The 15911-nt window shown below is 70.0% G+C and carries 12 protein-coding genes; 9 read left to right on the forward strand and 3 right to left on the reverse strand.

The window, feature by feature from the left end; genetic code table 11:
* Positions 1–209 precede the first annotated feature (209 nt).
* Entirely contained in the window at positions 210–920 is a 711-nt protein-coding gene (locus ACIQZN_RS23775) for a ribonuclease HII (RefSeq protein WP_073967416.1), read from the forward strand.
* A gap of 60 nt (positions 921–980) precedes the next feature.
* Positions 981–1598: a hypothetical protein gene (locus tag ACIQZN_RS23780; RefSeq protein WP_403997309.1), complete on the forward strand. Its 618-nt coding sequence runs from the start codon at positions 981–983 to the stop codon at positions 1596–1598.
* 60 nt (positions 1599–1658) lie between these two features.
* Here the strand turns inward: ACIQZN_RS23780 and ACIQZN_RS23785 are convergent, their stop codons facing one another.
* Both ACIQZN_RS23785 and ACIQZN_RS23790 read right to left on the reverse strand, forming a co-directional pair.
* Positions 1659–2288: a hypothetical protein gene (locus ACIQZN_RS23785; protein ID WP_403997312.1), complete on the reverse strand. Its 630-nt coding sequence runs from the start codon at positions 2286–2288 to the stop codon at positions 1659–1661.
* Positions 2289–2515: 227 nt separating this feature from the next.
* Positions 2516–4687: a RecQ family ATP-dependent DNA helicase gene (locus tag ACIQZN_RS23790; RefSeq protein ID WP_403997315.1), complete on the reverse strand. Its 2172-nt coding sequence runs from the start codon at positions 4685–4687 to the stop codon at positions 2516–2518.
* 110 nt (positions 4688–4797) lie between these two features.
* On the opposite strand from ACIQZN_RS23790, the gene ACIQZN_RS23795 reads away from it, so the two are divergent.
* The 6 genes from ACIQZN_RS23795 (at position 4798) to ACIQZN_RS23820 (ending at position 12870) form a co-directional block, all read left to right on the forward strand.
* Positions 4798–6102 carry a DUF4192 domain-containing protein gene (locus ACIQZN_RS23795; RefSeq protein WP_403997318.1) on the forward strand — a complete coding sequence of 435 codons (1305 nt, stop codon included), beginning with the start codon at positions 4798–4800 and terminating at the stop codon, positions 6100–6102.
* A 175-nt stretch (positions 6103–6277) separates the two neighbouring features.
* A complete protein-coding gene (locus tag ACIQZN_RS23800) occupies positions 6278–7042 on the forward strand; it encodes an NUDIX domain-containing protein (RefSeq protein ID WP_403997321.1) in 765 nt (254 codons plus the stop codon).
* A gap of 144 nt (positions 7043–7186) precedes the next feature.
* Positions 7187–8953, forward strand: a complete 1767-nt coding sequence (locus ACIQZN_RS23805) for an ATP-binding cassette domain-containing protein (protein ID WP_403997324.1) — start codon at positions 7187–7189, stop codon at positions 8951–8953.
* 136 nt (positions 8954–9089) lie between these two features.
* A complete protein-coding gene (locus tag ACIQZN_RS23810; RefSeq protein WP_403997606.1) occupies positions 9090–10004 on the forward strand; it encodes a FadR/GntR family transcriptional regulator in 915 nt (304 codons plus the stop codon).
* A gap of 322 nt (positions 10005–10326) precedes the next feature.
* Positions 10327–11874 (forward strand): RNA polymerase sigma factor, encoded by a 1548-nt coding sequence (locus ACIQZN_RS23815; RefSeq protein WP_026171823.1) that lies wholly within the window; start codon positions 10327–10329, stop codon positions 11872–11874.
* 165 nt (positions 11875–12039) lie between these two features.
* Positions 12040–12870, forward strand: a complete 831-nt coding sequence (locus tag ACIQZN_RS23820) for a S1 family peptidase (protein ID WP_403997327.1) — start codon at positions 12040–12042, stop codon at positions 12868–12870.
* Positions 12871–12975: 105 nt separating this feature from the next.
* Here ACIQZN_RS23820 and ACIQZN_RS23825 read toward each other — a convergent pair whose 3' ends face one another.
* Positions 12976–13206: a hypothetical protein gene (locus ACIQZN_RS23825; RefSeq protein ID WP_018105354.1), complete on the reverse strand. Its 231-nt coding sequence runs from the start codon at positions 13204–13206 to the stop codon at positions 12976–12978.
* A 434-nt stretch (positions 13207–13640) separates the two neighbouring features.
* On the opposite strand from ACIQZN_RS23825, the gene ACIQZN_RS23830 reads away from it, so the two are divergent.
* Complete coding sequence (locus tag ACIQZN_RS23830; RefSeq protein ID WP_403997329.1) at positions 13641–15761, forward strand: type IIA DNA topoisomerase subunit B; 2121 nt, start codon at positions 13641–13643, stop codon at positions 15759–15761.
* The last annotated feature ends 150 nt before the right edge of the window (positions 15762–15911 follow it).

The following is a 15911-nucleotide window of genomic DNA, read 5'->3' on the forward strand; positions in this document are numbered from 1 at the left end:
CGCTGCCGGCGGGGAGTCGTCTCGTGGCGTCGGTGCGGGGGGGGGGGCGGCGTGGGTGTTTGTCGCGCTCTGAGTACCCCCCCCCCCCGGGGGCCCCCGGGGGGGGGGGGGGGGGGGGCCGCCGCCCCCCCCCCCCCCGCCGGGGCGAGCCCGCGAGGGGTGCCCCGGGGTGTTCTTGGCGCCCCCTTCGGCGTACGCTGACAGACGCCATGCCGTACGAACCACCCACGCACACCGTCGAGCGCTCACTGCGCGCCACCACCGGTGCCAAGATCGTCGCCGGTGTCGACGAGGTCGGACGCGGAGCGTGGGCGGGGCCTGTCACGGTGTGCGCCGCGGTCACGGGTCTCCGCAGGCCCCCCGCCGGACTCACCGACTCCAAGCTGATCAGCCCCAAGCGCCGTGCGGAGCTCGCTCCGCTGCTGGAGAGCTGGGTCACCGCGTACGGTCTCGGTGACGCCTCCCCCCAGGAGATCGACGAACTGGGCATGACCGCCGCGCTCCGGCTCGCGGCCGTACGCGCCCTGGAGGCGCTGCCGGTCCGCCCCGACGCGGTGATCCTGGACGGCAAGCACGACTACCTGGGCAGCCCCTGGCAGGTCCGTACCGTCATCAAGGGGGACCAGTCCTGCGTCGCGGTGGCCGCCGCATCGGTGATCGCGAAGGTCCGCCGGGACGCCATGATGGCCGAACTCGGGGCGCGGAACGGCGAGTACGCGGACTTCGCGTTCGAGGCCAACGCCGGCTATCCGTCCCCCGTGCACAGGGCCGCACTCGAGGAGCGTGGGCCCACCGCCCACCACCGTCTCTCGTGGTCCTACCTCGACGCGCTGCCCCGGTGGCAGCACCTGAAGAAGGTCCGTTTCTCCGCCGAGGCGGCCGCACTGGAAAGCGGGGGCCAGCTCGGCTTCGACTTCTGATCGCGCATATGTGCCCACCCGCCGATGCCCGCGGTATCGGCGTTTGATAGACAACCACCCATGCCTCTCATCCCCGAGGAGCCTCAGATTCACGAGAGCGCCCAGGGTCCCCGCGCCACCCCGGCCACCGGCCGCGCCGCGTCGACCCCTCGTCCCGTACCCGGTCCGCGTTCAGCGGCCACGCCGCGCCCCGGTCGTCCGGTGCCCGGCCCGCGGCCTGCGCCCCCGGCGCAGCGCCAGCACTCCACCTCCGGCAGGCCCCAGGCGGTGCCGTCGGAGAATCGTTCCGCACCGCAACTCCAGGTCATTCCCGCATCGGCCGACGAGGCGCTCGACGCCGCCGACGAGGCGGTGGATCTGCTGCTCGACTCGGGTCGCGCACCCGGCGACATCCTGGTGCTGACCACGGGCGGCCAGCACCCGTGGGCGACCCACGAGCTCTCCTTCGGCGAGGCCGCCTACTGGGCCCAGCACGAAGCGGGCGAAGACGTCTTCTTCGCCGCGGCCGCGGCGGCGGACCGGGTCAAGCCCCGGCCCGTGGTGATCGTCGCGGTCAACGGCCCGGCCGACGACGCGTCCGCGCGTGCGCTGGCCAAGGCACGGGAGTCCGCCGCTGTGCTGCTGATCGTCTGCGGCGACCCTCAGCGGATCAACGCCGCGCTCGGCGCCGGCGTCTGAGCATCACCGTCGGCGGTCCGGCCGTCCGCGAGGGCTGCCGGACCGCCGAAGCGTGACCGGTCACCGTGCGGCGGAGCGGTGCAGTGCCTGCGCCGCTCCGCCGCCGGTCCGCGACGGAACCTGCTCGGAGGTCAGGGCGGTATCGGCGAGGGCCGAAGGCTGCGACATGGAGTTCGGACGGCGGCCGCCCCTGCCCTCGCCCAGGACCTGCCAGCCGCCCCGGGTCAGCGTGATGTACGCGCCGCACCGCAGCCCGTGCAGTGTGCAGGCGTCCCGCAGCCCCCACATCCACGCTCCGTCCTCTTCCGTCCAACGCTCGTCACCTTCGCGGCAGTAGAGCAGAACGGCGGTGCGGACGGGCGTACGGCGGCGCAGATCGTGCGGGATCACTCGGCGCAGGTGCGCCAGCAGTGAGTTCCGGAACTCCCAGCCGTCGGCCGTCACCGAGCGGCGGGCGAATGAGGCGCTTGCCGTCAGGCGCTCCTCGTGGTCCAGGACGGCGACCACAGCGGTGGCCGGTGTCGGCCGGTGCCTGGCGTGCAGACCGCTCACCACCTCACGCGGGCTGCGCAGCAGGGGTATTCCGGCCGCTGCCCACTCGGCAGGTTCGAGCATTCTGGCAAGACGGTTGGCGGAGTCGGCGGCTGCCGACATCGAAGTGGCTGCGGACGGAGCGAATCCGAAGGTCACGGTCCTCCCTTCGCATACGCGCCCACGATGCGGGCAGGGTCGGGTGAGGGCGCGCCGCGGCACAGCCCTTCCGGGCCCGCGAAAAGACCGTGCGGGGAGCGAGTCCAATTCTTCCTGGCGTATCGGCAGGCGGCAACGAGCAATTGGCGAGGCTGACGGTATTCAGCCGGAATGACACGGATATCCCTGCTATCCCTGCCCAGTCCGGCCCCGCCCGACGCCTCCCGTCACGCCTGAACAGCGAGGACCAGCGGAAACACTGCCTCCGCTCCGGCCCGACGCAGCAAGCGGGCCGCCACGGCGAGCGTCCAGCCGGTGTCCGAAAGATCGTCCACGAGCAGGATGGGTCCGTCCGCGGTCGCCAGAGCATCCGCGAGTTCGGGCGCGACGACCAGCCTCTCGTGCAGGGCGCGGACCCGCTGCGCACTGTTGGTCTGCGACATCCGGACGGCATCGGCGTCCGGAGCCAGGGTCACGCGCCCCAGCAGGGGCATCCGTCCCACTTCTGCGATGTGCCTGCCGAGCGATTCGATGAGCTGGGGTTTGCGGTCCGAGGCCATGGTGACGACACCGACCGGGCGGGGAACGGCATCGACGGCTCCAGGAGTCCAGCCTCCGGGACCCCTGGCCCAGTCGGCCAGCACGGTCACCACGGCATCGGCCACGTCACCCGGCACCGGAGCGTCGGGTGCCTGAGCCGCCAGAATCGGGCGCAGCCTGTTGCCCCACCCGATGTCGGTGAGCCTGCCCAGCGCCCGGCCGGTGCCGGAGAGCTCCGCCGCCGGAATCCTGCCCTTGAGATCGACGCCCACCGAAGCGAGCCCGGTCGGCCACATCTTGCGGGGCTCCACCTCCACGCCGGCCCTGCGGAGCTCACCCTTGGCGGTGTCCAGAGCAGCGTCGGAGACTCCCGCGCCGAACCGGGCGCCGGCACAGTTGTCGCAACGCCCGCACGCGGTCGCCGCCTCGTCGTCGAGCTGACGGCGCAGGAACTCCATGCGGCAGCCGTCCGTCGTGGCGTAGTCGCGCATGGCCTGCTGCTCGGCAGCACGCTGACGGGCCACCCACGCATAGCGTTCGGCGTCGTAGGCCCAGGGCTCTCCCGTCGTGGTCCATCCGCCCTTCACCCGCCTGACCGCCCCGTCGACGTCGAGGACTTTGAGCATGCTTTCCAGCCGCGCACGACGGAGGTCGACCAGCGGCTCCAGGGCGGGCAGCGAGAGCGGCCGCCCGGCCTGGTCCAGCGCGTCGAGGGTGCGCCGGACCTGCTCCTCCGGCGGAAAGCCGACCGACGCGAAGTACTGCCAGATCGCTTCGTCCTCCTTGCCCGGCAGGAGCAGCACCTCGGCGTGTTCGACACCGCGTCCGGCACGGCCCACCTGCTGGTAGTAGGCGATGGGGGAGGACGGCGACCCGAGGTGCACGACGAAGCCGAGGTCGGGCTTGTCGAAGCCCATGCCGAGTGCGGACGTTGCCACCAGTGCCTTGAGACGGTTGGCCAGCAGATCATCCTCTGCCTGCTGCCGTTCCGCGTTCTCGGTGCGGCCGGTGTAGGAGGCGACGGTGTGCCCGCACTGGCGGAGATACGCGGTGATCTCCTCGGCGGCCGCGACCGTCAGCGTGTAGATGATCCCCGAGCCCGGGAGCTCCTTGAGATGGTCCCCGAGCCACGCCAGGCGGTGGGCCGCGTTGGGCAGTCGCAGCGCGCTGAGGCTCAGACTCTCGCGGTCCAGCGAGCCCCTCAGTACGAGCGCGTCCGCCCCGGCACCGGTACCCAGCTGTTCCGCCACGTCGGCGGTGACGCGGGCGTTCGCCGTGGCGGTGGTGGCGAGCACCGGGACTCCGGCGGGAAGGTCGGTGAGCATCGTCCGCAGCCGGCGGTAGTCGGGCCGGAAGTCGTGGCCCCAGTCGGAGATGCAGTGCGCTTCGTCCACGACGAGCAGACCAGTGGTCGCGGCGAGCTGGGGCAGAACCTGGTCGCGGAAGTCAGGATTGTTGAGGCGCTCGGGGCTGACCAGCAGGATGTCGACCTCACCGGCGGCCACCTCGGCCTGCACGGTGTTCCATTCCTCCGTGTTGGACGAGTTGATCGTGCGCGCGCTTATGCCTGCGCGGGCCGCCGCCGCGACCTGGTTGCGCATCAGGGCCAGCAGCGGCGAGACGATGACCGTCGGCCCGGCGCCCTGGGCGCGCAGAAGGGAGGTGGCGACGAAGTACACCGCGGACTTCCCCCAGCCCGTGCGCTGGACGACCAGTGCTCGACGCTTGTCCGCGACAAGTGCCTCGATGGCCCGCCACTGGTCCTCACGCAGCCGTGCGGTGCCGGAGGCGTCTCCGACGAGTCGGGCCAGTATGGAATCGGCCGAAGCCCTGAGCTCTGCGCGGTGTGCGTGGGTCATGCCCCCATGCAACCCGATGGGGCCGACAACCGCGAACAGTCGATTACCCCCTGTGGATAAGTTATCCACAGGGGGTAGCGAAAATTTGTGGTCCGCGAGACGGTCTGGCCATGAACAAGCACCCCGAATCAATCGGTCCCTCCGAGGAACAGCAGATCACCCTGCGAGGCCCGGCCGAGCTGGCCGACGCTCTTCCCTATCTCATGGGCTTCCACCCGAGCGACAGCGTGGTCATGGTCGCCCTGCATGGTGGCCGAGGCCGGTTCGGAGCCAGGCTCAGGCTCGGTATCCCGCAGTCCTCGCTGGAATGGCCGACGGTCGCCGACCAGCTCGCCGAGTGCCTGATCAAGGGGAGCGAGCGGCGTGACGCCCGGCCCGACGCCATCGTCGTCTTCCTCTGCCAGGACCCGGTGGACGGCGAGACGGGCAATCAGACCATGGAGCGCCTGCGGCCGTTCGCCCAGCGGCTGCGTACGGCCTGCGGAGCGCTGGACGTGCCTGTCCTCGAAGTGCTGTGCATCTCGGGCAACCGCTTCTGGTCCTACGTCTGCCCCGATGCCCGCTGCTGCCCGGCCGAAGGCAACCTGCTGGCCATGCCCGGCACCTCGGTGATGGCGGCGGCAGCCACCTATGCGGGCATTCAGGTACGGGGATCGCTGCGCGAGATGGAGGCCAGGCTCACACCGCTCACTCGCACATCTGCCGCCGCCCAACTGCGCGCCCTGGACGCGGCGGGCAGTGCGATGGTGCCCCTGCTGCTCGACCAGGAGCGTCGCCAGGAGGTCGGCGGTGACACGCTGAAGCTCGCCGCCCGTCTGATCGACCGCCTCGGGAAGGCGCCTGCGACGGCGCCATCCCTCGCAGACATCAACGACGACAGACTGATCAGCGACGAGGAGGCCGCGTCGATGATTCTGGGTCTCCAGGACAGGGAGACCCGCGACAGGGCGGCTGAGTGGATGGAAGGCCCGAAGGCACATGCCGCCCTGAGGCTCTGGCGAGCGCTGGCCCGCCGCTGCGTCGCCCCCTACGAAGAACACGCCGCAGCCCCTCTCACCCTGGCGGGCTGGGTCTCCTGGTCGACCGGCGACGAACCGGCGGCGCGCGTCGCGCTGGGGCTCGCCCTGCGCCTCGACCCGCATTACACCTTCGCGCAACTGCTGCACGAGGCGTGCAATCAAGGGCTCGACCCGGAGACCCTGCGGCGTTGCCTGCGCGGCGAGCGCAGCAAGCGGGCAGGCCGGCACGACCGGGGTGCGGAACGGGTCGCGGGGGCCCGTCCCGTACGAGTGAGGCCGGCCGGGCGCTCCAGGACGCGTCCCGGCTCCACTCGGCCCGGGTCCGGCGCGGCGGACAGGCGGCGGCCCGCCCGGCCGGGGGCGCAAGGGCGTCGCGGGACCAGGACCGGCCGTTGAGACCAGTGCGGCGCCGGGCCCCGGCGCCGCACGCGGGGCCGGTCGTATGCCTCGCGCCGACACAGGGAGGCCCTGCCCGCGTTCTTGCCGGACGCCGGGGAGCGGGCTCCGGAGGCGGTTGAAGAGTCACCGGGAAGGGAGTGTTTATCGTCAGGAAGACGACTATGATCACGGCATGCCGCCCTACGACCCGTCGACCTTTCCGCCGTTCGCCGTCACCGTCGACCTGGTGGTGCTCACGGTGCGTCGGCACGCCCTCTGCGCGCTGGTGGTGCGCAGGGGCGAGGCCCCCTTCCAGGGCAGGTGGGCCCTGCCGGGCGGTTTCGTCAGGGCCGACGAGGATCTCGGCGCCGCGGCGGCACGTGAGCTTGTCGAGGAGACCGGCCTGTGCGCGCAGGATCCGGCCGCACCGGCTGTAGGCAACGGCGCCCACCTGGAACAGCTCGCCACCTACGGGGATCCTGCCCGGGACCCCAGGATGAGGGTCGTCAGCGTCGCTCATCTCGCGCTGGCCCCCGATCTGCCAGCTCCCAGGGCGGGTGGCGACGCGAACAGTGCGCGATGGGCACCCGTCGAGGACCTGCTCGGCCCTGAGGGCGGCTACGCCCCGGACGGCGAGCACCAGGCGCCGTTGGCCTTCGACCACGCGAAGATCCTCGCCGACGGGGTCGAGCGGGCCCGCTCCAAGATCGAGTACTCCTCGCTGGCCACTGCCTTCTGCCCGCCTGCCTTCACCGTGGGTGAGCTGCGCCGGGTGTACGAGGCGGTGTGGGGTGTGGTGCTGGATCCGAGGAACTTCCACCGCAAGGTGACGGGTACGCCGGGCTTCCTGGTGCCCACGGGAGGGACGACCACCCGGCAGGGGGGTCGCCCGGCCCAGTTGTTCCGGTCGGGCACGGCGACCGTGCTCAACCCGCCGATGCTGAGGCCCGAGGTCTAGGTTCTGCCCCTCCTGGGCGGAGGGCGGGGACGCCGCGCACCCTGCCTTGCGTAAAAAGTCCGATATGTCGGGTTATCGTGCTGCGGTACTCACTCGCCGCCGGGCGGCTTCGCCTTCGCCGTCCCATTTCCTGCGAGAGAAGCGATGCTCCAGGCCATCGGACTCACCAGCGCCCCCTCCCGTGGGCAAGCCCTCGCCGTGGACGACCTCACCTTCGACGCGGAGCCGGGGTGCGTCACCGCACTGCTAGGGGCCCCGGGCTCCGGAAAGACCGCAGCGCTTCGGTTGATGCTCGAACTGCAGCCGGGCCGTGGGGTCACCTACTTCCGGGGCAGGCCGCTGCATCGCGTTCCGAACCCGGCCGGTGAGGTGGGGGTGGTGCTGGGCGATGTGCCTGGGCACCCCGCACGCACCGTTCGAGGGCAGCTTCGCATGCTCTGCGCCGCGGCGGGCGTACCCGTCTCCAGGGCCGACGAACTGCTCGAAGCGGTGGGCCTCGCCGGTCTGAGGGATCAGCGCATCGGCACGCTCTCCCTCGGCATGGATCGCCGGCTGGCGCTCGCCTGCGCGTTGCTCGGGGACCCGCACACACTCCTTCTGGATGATCCGGCGGAGGGGCTGGCGCCGAGGGAGGCCGACTGGCTCCGCGGGATGCTGCGCTCCCACGCCGAGCGGGGCGGGACCGTGCTGTTCGCGACCAGGGACCCCAAGGAGGCCGCACGCTCGGCAGGCCATGTGGTCACCCTCGAAGGCGGGCGTGTGGTCGCCGACCAGGACGGGGCGGCCTTTTCGCATACCCGCCTGCGACCTCGTGTGGCGGTTCGCTCCCCGCAGGCGGCCCGCCTCGCGGCGATCGTCAGCCGGGAAGCGCGTGCTGTCCGGCGCTCGGTGGAGGTCGTCGCCGAGGCGGCCGGCAACCGGCTCTCCGTGTACGGCAGCAGCTGTGCCGAAGTGGGCGACGCCGCGTTCCGGCACGGGCTCCCCGTTCACCAGCTCGCCGACGAGGTGGGCGACATGCGCCCCGTGGGCACGACCGATGGCCCGGCAGCGTCATCGCGGAGCGTCGGCGGGGACAACTCGGCCGCCCCGCCCCGCCTCTCGCGGGGCGCGCTCCCACCGCCGATCAGGCGGCGCCCGGCACGGGGGCCGTTGCGGCCGGTGCGGTACGAACTGCGCCGCCTCTTCGGCGTACGGACGACGACCGTGATCCTGGCCGTCGTTCTGGCGGCTTCCCTGGGTCTCTCCGTACTGCTGGCCCGTGACAGCCGTACCTCGCTGGTCCATGTCATCGCCGCCTGGCCCTCGCTGCTGCCGCTTCCACCCGCCGCGCTCGGGGCCGGGCTCCTCGGTGCGCTCTCCTTCGGCGACGAGTTCCGCTACCCGGCACTCGCAGCCGGGCGGGGGAGTGTGCCCCGCAGACTCGGGCTGCTCGTCGCCAAACTGGCGGTGTCCGGAGGGATCGGCCTCCTGCTGGCGCTGCTCGCCGTGCTCGGCTCGGCTGCGACCTTGCGCGTCGTGTACGGCGGGGGCCTGCTCGACGTCCCCTCGAATGTGGTGTCGCTGGCGGTGAGCTGGTCCGCCCTGACTGTCGGTTGCGCCTGGGCCGGACTGCTGGCCGCCGGCATCTTCCGCGTGACGGCCGCGGGCATCGCCGCCGTGCTCGCCGTACCTGTGGTGATGGTGCCGCTCGTCGAGCGAATGCCGAAAGCGGCGACCACACGTTCGATGGCCGGGCTTCCGGGCAGGCTGCGGGACTTGGCCTGGCTCCAATGGCCGGGGGAGGCAGACCGGTGGATTCTGGCCGGCGCGCGGATCGTGGCGCATCCCGTGGGTGCTGCCTTGGCGCTGTCCCTGTCGGCCCTGACCTGCGCGTTTCTGCTCACCAGCCTTCGCGGGAGAGTTCGTTGGTGAGCGCGCGGCGCGGCGGGAGGCGGTGTCTCCGTAACCCCTTCCGTGAAACGTCCTGTTTATACCAGTAAGGCGTCAATTGAGGGGCGGGTGCTGATCACCCTTTCGTGTGCTTTTCACCAAAGACCTCAAGGGGCGGATGGGACCCGCCGACAAAGGATGCGTGAGTACCCTTGCGCACACCATGATGACCACCGCCCGCTCCGCCGATTCCGGCCTCGCCGGCCCGGGTGAACTCGACCGTTACTCGTACGCGGAGGCGCCGGCCGGCGAGCGCGCCGCCGCGCGCTCCTGGGACGGCGCCGAAGCCGAACTCGGCCGGGTCGGCCGACGGGGCTCGGCCAGCCGTGGCCGCGGGCTCCATGGCCAACTTGTTCAGCAGCTGGGGCAGATGATCGTCTCCGGCGACCTCGGCGCGGACCGCCCCCTGGTGCCCGAAGAGATCGGCCAGCGTTTCGAGGTTTCCAGGACCGTCGTGCGGGAATCGCTGCGCGTACTGGAGGCGAAGGGGCTGGTCAGTGCCCGCCCCAATGTCGGTACCCGGGTGCGGCCGGTCAGTGACTGGAATCTGCTCGATCCCGACATCATCGAATGGCGCGCCTTCGGCCCGCAGCGTGATGACCAGCGTCGTGAGCTGGGCGATCTCAGGTGGACCATCGAGCCCCTTGCCGCCCGCCTCGCCGCAGGGCATGGGCGCGAGGACCTTCAGCAGCGCCTTGTCGACATGGTCGAGATCATGGGGCACGCGCTCGGTCAGGGCGACATGATCACGTGCGCCCGCGCCGACGCCGAGTTCCATGCCCTGCTCATCCAGGCCGCGGGCAACCGCATGCTGGAGCACCTTTCCGGGATCGTCTCCGCGGCGCTGCAGGTGTCCGGCGGCCCGGCCACCGCATGCGACCGGCCCAGCGAGGCGTCGCTGGCCCTGCATGCGCGCATCGTGGACGCCCTTGCGTCCGGTGACTCGGCGGGCGCCGAGTCGGCCATGCGTCAGTTGCTGGTCGGGCACCACGAGACGGAACGCGTGGTGCCGGCGCCGCGCGAGCAGCACTGACTGCGGGCGCGGGCAGGCTGTACGCGCCACGTGCCGTCGGACCCCGGTGGTCCGGCGGCACGTGGCGGAGAGATGTCGCCTTGGTCGCGTTCATCGCAATTGGGGTGTGACTCGGGCCACGCGGAACGGCCGTAACACTCCTTGAAACAGCGCGATGACTTAAGAGGTGACCGTCGCAGAAGGAATACAGCAGCCGCCCAGGGCGCTGTGCAGTTCTGAGGCCAAACCCGCGCCGTCGGTGCATTCCCCGCCCGTCGGTCGTCGGTTCCAGCCCTCTCCGGGCCGGACCGGAAGCCGTTTCCATCGTTCCGAGAGGTTGTTCGTGTCGGCCAGCACATCCCGTACGCTCCCGCCGGAGATCGCCGAGTCCGAATCTGTGATGGCGCTCATTGAGCGGGGAAAGGCTGATGGGCAGATCGCCGGCGATGACGTGCGTCGGGCCTTCGAGGCTGACCAGATTCCGCCAACCCAGTGGAAGAACGTTCTGCGCAGCCTCAACCAGATCCTCGAGGAAGAGGGTGTGACGCTGATGGTCAGTGCCGCGGAGCCGTCGAAGCGCGCCCGCAAGAGCGTTGCAGCGAAGAGCCCGGCCAAGCGCACCGCCACCAAGACCGTCGCGGCCAAGACGACGGTGACGCGGACTGTGGCGGCGCCCGCCGCCCCGTCCGCCGAGCCCGCGGACCCGGCGGCCGAGGAGGCTCCCGCGGCCGCGCCCGCGAAGAAGGCCGCAGCCAAGAAGACGGCCGCCAAGAAGACCGCCGTGAAGAAGACGGCCGCCAAGAAGACGGCCTCCAAGAAGGCCGGCAAGCAGGACGAGGAGATTCTCGACGGCGACGACGTCGTCGAGGAGGTCAAGGCCGGCAAGGGCGAGGAAGAGGAGGGCGAGGGCGAGAACAAGGGCTTCGTCCTCTCCGACGACGACGAGGACGACGCGCCCGCGCAGCAGGTCGCCGTCGCCGGTGCCACCGCCGACCCGGTCAAGGACTACCTCAAGCAGATCGGTAAGGTCCCGCTCCTCAACGCCGAGCAGGAGGTCGAGCTCGCCAAGCGCATCGAGGCGGGTCTCTTCGCCGAGGACAAGCTGGCGAACTCCGACAAGCTCGCCCCCAAGCTCAAGCGCGAGCTGGAGATTATCGCCGAGGATGGCCGTCGCGCCAAGAACCACCTGCTGGAGGCCAACCTCCGTCTCGTGGTGTCGCTGGCCAAGCGCTACACCGGTCGCGGCATGCTTTTCCTGGACCTGATCCAGGAGGGCAACCTCGGCCTGATCCGCGCGGTGGAGAAGTTCGACTACACCAAGGGCTACAAGTTCTCCACGTACGCCACCTGGTGGATTCGTCAGGCGATCACGCGCGCCATGGCCGACCAGGCCCGCACCATCCGTATCCCGGTGCACATGGTCGAGGTCATCAACAAGCTCGCACGTGTCCAGCGCCAGATGCTCCAGGACCTGGGCCGCGAGCCCACCCCGGAGGAGCTGGCCAAGGAGCTCGACATGACCCCCGAGAAGGTCATCGAGGTCCAGAAGTACGGCCGTGAGCCGATCTCCCTCCACACCCCGCTGGGTGAGGACGGGGACAGTGAGTTCGGTGACCTGATCGAGGACTCCGAGGCGGTCGTCCCGGCCGACGCGGTGAGCTTCACGCTCCTCCAGGAACAGCTCCACTCGGTGCTGGACACGCTCTCCGAGCGTGAGGCGGGTGTGGTCTCCATGCGCTTCGGCCTCACCGACGGCCAGCCGAAGACGCTGGACGAGATCGGCAAGGTCTACGGCGTGACGCGCGAGCGCATCCGTCAGATCGAGTCCAAGACCATGTCCAAGCTGCGCCACCCGTCGCGCTCGCAGGTTCTGCGCGACTACCTCGACTAGGCCGCAGCGGCGTCACCACGTAGTGAGGGCCCGGATCCCATGGGGGATCCGGGCCCTCACCACGTCGCGTGCCGATCTTCACGGGCGATGCGCGGCGGAGGTGCGCATCGGTGTCGCTGGAATGACTCTGGGTAGGCATGGTCCATCACAGAGTCAGGAGTACGCATGTCCCGCACTGTCGTCCGCACCTTGACCGGGGCGCTCGCCCTTGCCGCCACCACGGCCGTGATACCGCTCGCTTCCCCCGCCCCGGCGGTCGCCGACAGCATCATTATCGGAGGCCAGCCTGCCCACGTGGCGGACAGCCCCTGGGTGGTGGCGCTGTCCAGCCGTGACCGGTTCGGGGGTACCCGGGCCGGTCAGTTCTGTGGCGGTGTCGTGGTGGAGCCGAAGAAGGTGCTCACTGCCGCCCACTGCCTGAGCCGTGAGGCGCTGGGCACCGACGTGGACCAGGTGAGCGATCTGCGGATCATCTCCGGCCGGGACGAGCTGAACGGCACGGGCGGCAAGGAGGTCCCGGTGAGCGGGACGTGGGTGAACCCCGGGTTCGACGCCACCACCAACAGCGGGGACGTCGCGGTACTCACCCTTTCCGAGGCGCTGCCCCAGGGAGACACGATCCCCCTGGCCGAGGAGGGTGACTCGGCGTACCGGGCGGGTACACCCGCGGTCGTCTACGGGTGGGGTGACACCACCGGATACGGCGACTACGCGTCGTCGCTCAGGTCCGCCCAGGTGGACATCCTGCCCGACAGCTCGTGCGAACAGGCATACCCGGGCGGCAGCACCGGTGCGTACGACGCCTCATCGATGCTCTGCGCGGGCGAACCCGAGGGTGGGTACGACGCGTGCCAGGGAGACAGCGGAGGCCCTCTGGTGGCGCAGGGGCGGCTCGTGGGGCTGGTGTCGTGGGGGAACGGCTGCGGGCGCGCCGGGAGCCCCGGCGTCTATACACGGATCTCCGCCGCCATCGGCTGGATGGCGAACGCCGGCTGACCGGCGCGGGCTCCGCAGATACGAGAACGGGCGGCTTCCCTCACGGGGAGGCCGCCCGTCGGCCGGTCCGGGACCGGCCCCTGGCTCGTCGTGGATGCAGAGGTGTCAGTGTTCCTCTTCGGCGGCTTGGGCCTGCACGGCCGTCAGCCGGTCCGTCTCATCCTGTATTTCCGCGGCGATCTTCTTGAGTTCCGGCTCGAACTTGCGACCGTGGTGGGCGCAGAAGAGCAGTTCACCGCCACTGATGAGCACGACGCGCAGATATGCCTGGGCGCCGCAACGGTCACAGCGGTCTGCTGCGGTCAGCGGGCTCGCGGGGGTCAGAACAGTAGTCACGTCGCCTCTTCTCTAGCTCGACGAGCTGTCGTACCAGGGTCAACATCCAACCAGGCCGAAAACGTTCCCGCTCGTGGCTTTTCTTCGAAACTTCTTCTCGGTATGGCTGTCTGTTGCCGGTTCGCGGCGAATGTGCCGTATTGCGTGGCGCTACGGTTTCGCGTTGCTTGGCTTGGGTCAGTCCGGGCCGGCTGGCTTGCCGGTTGTTCATGAGGACGTGCCCGGAGCCTAAATGGTTCATGCCTGGAAGGGAACGTGATGTGCACGTCACCCCTGCGAGGGGATCGAACATGTATACGAGTCTGGTTTAGGGTGAGGTTCTTCTAGGGTGGCGTTTCACCCGCTCTACCAGGCATCGGTACCCTCACAGCGGCACCGAAGCCGAGCCCGTGACCCACAGGGCCCCAAATGAAATTCAGCGAGGAGCGAACCGCGTGACCGCCGATACGTCCGTGCCGTCCACTGCGCTGCTGACCGGAGCAGACCGAGACGGTTCCAACTACACCGCGCGGCACCTGCTCGTACTCGAGGGGCTCGAAGCGGTTCGCAAGCGCCCGGGTATGTACATCGGGTCCACCGACAGCCGCGGTCTGATGCACTGCCTCTGGGAGATCATCGACAACTCCGTCGACGAAGCCCTCGGTGGCTACTGCGATCACATCGAGGTCGTACTCCACGACGACAACTCCGTCGAGGTCCGGGACAACGGCCGGGGCATCCCGATCGATGTCGAGCCCAAGACGGGTCTCTCCGGCGTCGAGGTCGTCATGACCAAGCTGCACGCCGGAGGCAAGTTCGGCGGCGGCTCCTACGCCGCGTCCGGCGGGCTGCACGGCGTCGGCGCCTCCGTGGTCAACGCCCTCTCCGCCCGGCTCGACGTCGAGGTCGACCGCAACAGCGCGACCCACTCGATCAGCTTCCGGCGCGGTGTCCCGGGGATCTTCACCGAGCAGGGCCCGGACAGCCCGTTCGACCCGGCCAACGGGCTGCGCAAGGGGAAGCGTGTCCCCAAGACGCGCACCGGCACGCGGGTGCGGTACTGGGCCGACCGGCAGATTTTCCTCAAGGACGCCAAGCTCGGCCTGGAGACGCTCTACCAGCGAGCCCGCCAGACGGCCTTCCTCGTACCCGGCCTGACCCTCGTCGTACGCGATGAGCGCGGCCTGGAAGGAGCGGGCAAGACGGAAGAGACCTTCCGCTACGACGGAGGCATCAGCGAGTTCTGCGAGTACCTGGCCCAGGACAAGGCCGTCTGCGACGTCCTGCGCCTGACCGGGCAGGGCACGTTCAAGGAGACCGTCCCGGTCCTGGACGATCGCGGACACATGACGGCCACCGAGGTCACCCGCGAACTGGGCGTGGACATCGCGCTGCGCTGGGGCACCGGGTACGAGACCAACGTGAAGTCCTTCGTCAACATCATCGCCACCCCCAAGGGCGGCACCCATGTGACCGGGTTCGAGCGCTCCGTGACCAAGACGGTCAACGAGGTGCTGCGCTCCGCGAAGCTGCTGCGCGTGGCCGAGGACGACATCGTCAAGGACGACGCGCTCGAGGGCCTCACCGCGGTCGTGACCGTACGGCTGGCGGAGCCGCAGTTCGAGGGTCAGACGAAGGAGGTGCTCGGCACCTCGGCGGCCAACCGGATCGTCGCCAACGTCGTGGCCAAGGAGCTCAAGGCGTTCCTGACCTCCACCAAGCGGGATGCGAAGGCTCAGGCCAGGGCCGTTCTCGACAAGGCGGTGGCGGCCGCTCGCACCCGGATCGCGGCCCGCCAGCACAAGGAGGCCCAGCGCCGCAAGACGGCGCTGGAGTCGTCATCGCTGCCGGCGAAGCTCGCCGACTGCCGCAGTGACGACGTGGAGCGCAGCGAGCTGTTCATCGTGGAGGGCGACTCCGCGCTCGGTACGGCGAAGCTCGCCCGGAACAGCGAGTTCCAGGCGCTCCTGCCGATCCGCGGCAAGATCCTCAACGTTCAGAAGGCGTCGGTTTCCGACATGCTGAAGAACGCCGAGTGCGGTGCGATCATCCAGGTCATAGGAGCCGGTTCCGGGCGCACCTTCGACATTGACGCCGCCCGGTACGGCAAGATCGTTCTGCTGGTCGACGCCGATGTCGACGGCGCCCACATCCGAATCCTGCTGCTGACGCTCTTCCAGCGGTACATGCGTCCGATGGTCGAGGCGGGCCGGGTCTTCGCCGCGGTGCCGCCGCTCCACCGGATCGAGCTGGTCCAGCCCAAGAAGGGCCAGGACAAGTACATCTACACCTACTCGGACAACGAGCTGCGCCAGCGGCTGCTGGAGCTCCAGCGCAAGAACATCCGGTACAAGGACTCGATCCAGCGCTACAAGGGGCTGGGCGAGATGGACGCCGACCAGCTGGCGGAGACGACGATGGACCCCCGTCACCGCACGCTGCGCCGGATCAACATCGGTGACCTGGAGTCCAGCGAGAAGGTCTTCGACCTGTTGATGGGCAACGAGGTGGCGCCGCGCAAGGAGTTCATCACCAGTTCGGCGGCGACGCTGGACCGCTCGCGCATCGACGTCTGAGGGTCGGCTCCGGGGTCCGGACCGAGTCCGGCGTGGGCCGGCACCGAGATGTCGTCTCCACCCATGGGTGGAGACGACATCTCCACCCATGATCCACCCGGGAGCCGATCTGCTGGGCCGGGCTTTTCCGTAGCTTCGGAGACGCAGAAC

This window comes from Streptomyces sp. NPDC097595, from assembly GCF_044761525.1.
Taxonomy (GTDB): domain Bacteria; phylum Actinomycetota; class Actinomycetes; order Streptomycetales; family Streptomycetaceae; genus Streptomyces; species Streptomyces drozdowiczii_A.

What these genes read in the sequence shown, in the direction of transcription:
- ACIQZN_RS23780 (WP_403997309.1), top strand. Translation starts at nt 981, where the DNA reads ATGCCTCTCATCCCCGAGGAGCCTCAGATTCACGAGAGCGCCCAGGGT.
- ACIQZN_RS23820 (WP_403997327.1), top strand. Translation starts at nt 12,040, where the DNA reads ATGTCCCGCACTGTCGTCCGCACCTTGACCGGGGCGCTCGCCCTTGCC.
- ACIQZN_RS23795 (WP_403997318.1), top strand. Translation starts at nt 4,798, where the DNA reads ATGAACAAGCACCCCGAATCAATCGGTCCCTCCGAGGAACAGCAGATC.
- ACIQZN_RS23800 (WP_403997321.1), top strand. Translation starts at nt 6,278, where the DNA reads ATGCCGCCCTACGACCCGTCGACCTTTCCGCCGTTCGCCGTCACCGTC.
- ACIQZN_RS23775 (WP_073967416.1), top strand. Translation starts at nt 210, where the DNA reads ATGCCGTACGAACCACCCACGCACACCGTCGAGCGCTCACTGCGCGCC.
- ACIQZN_RS23810 (WP_403997606.1), top strand. Translation starts at nt 9,090, where the DNA reads ATGGGACCCGCCGACAAAGGATGCGTGAGTACCCTTGCGCACACCATG.
- ACIQZN_RS23790 (WP_403997315.1), bottom strand. Translation starts at nt 4,687, where the DNA reads ATGACCCACGCACACCGCGCAGAGCTCAGGGCTTCGGCCGATTCCATA.
- ACIQZN_RS23805 (WP_403997324.1), top strand. Translation starts at nt 7,187, where the DNA reads ATGCTCCAGGCCATCGGACTCACCAGCGCCCCCTCCCGTGGGCAAGCC.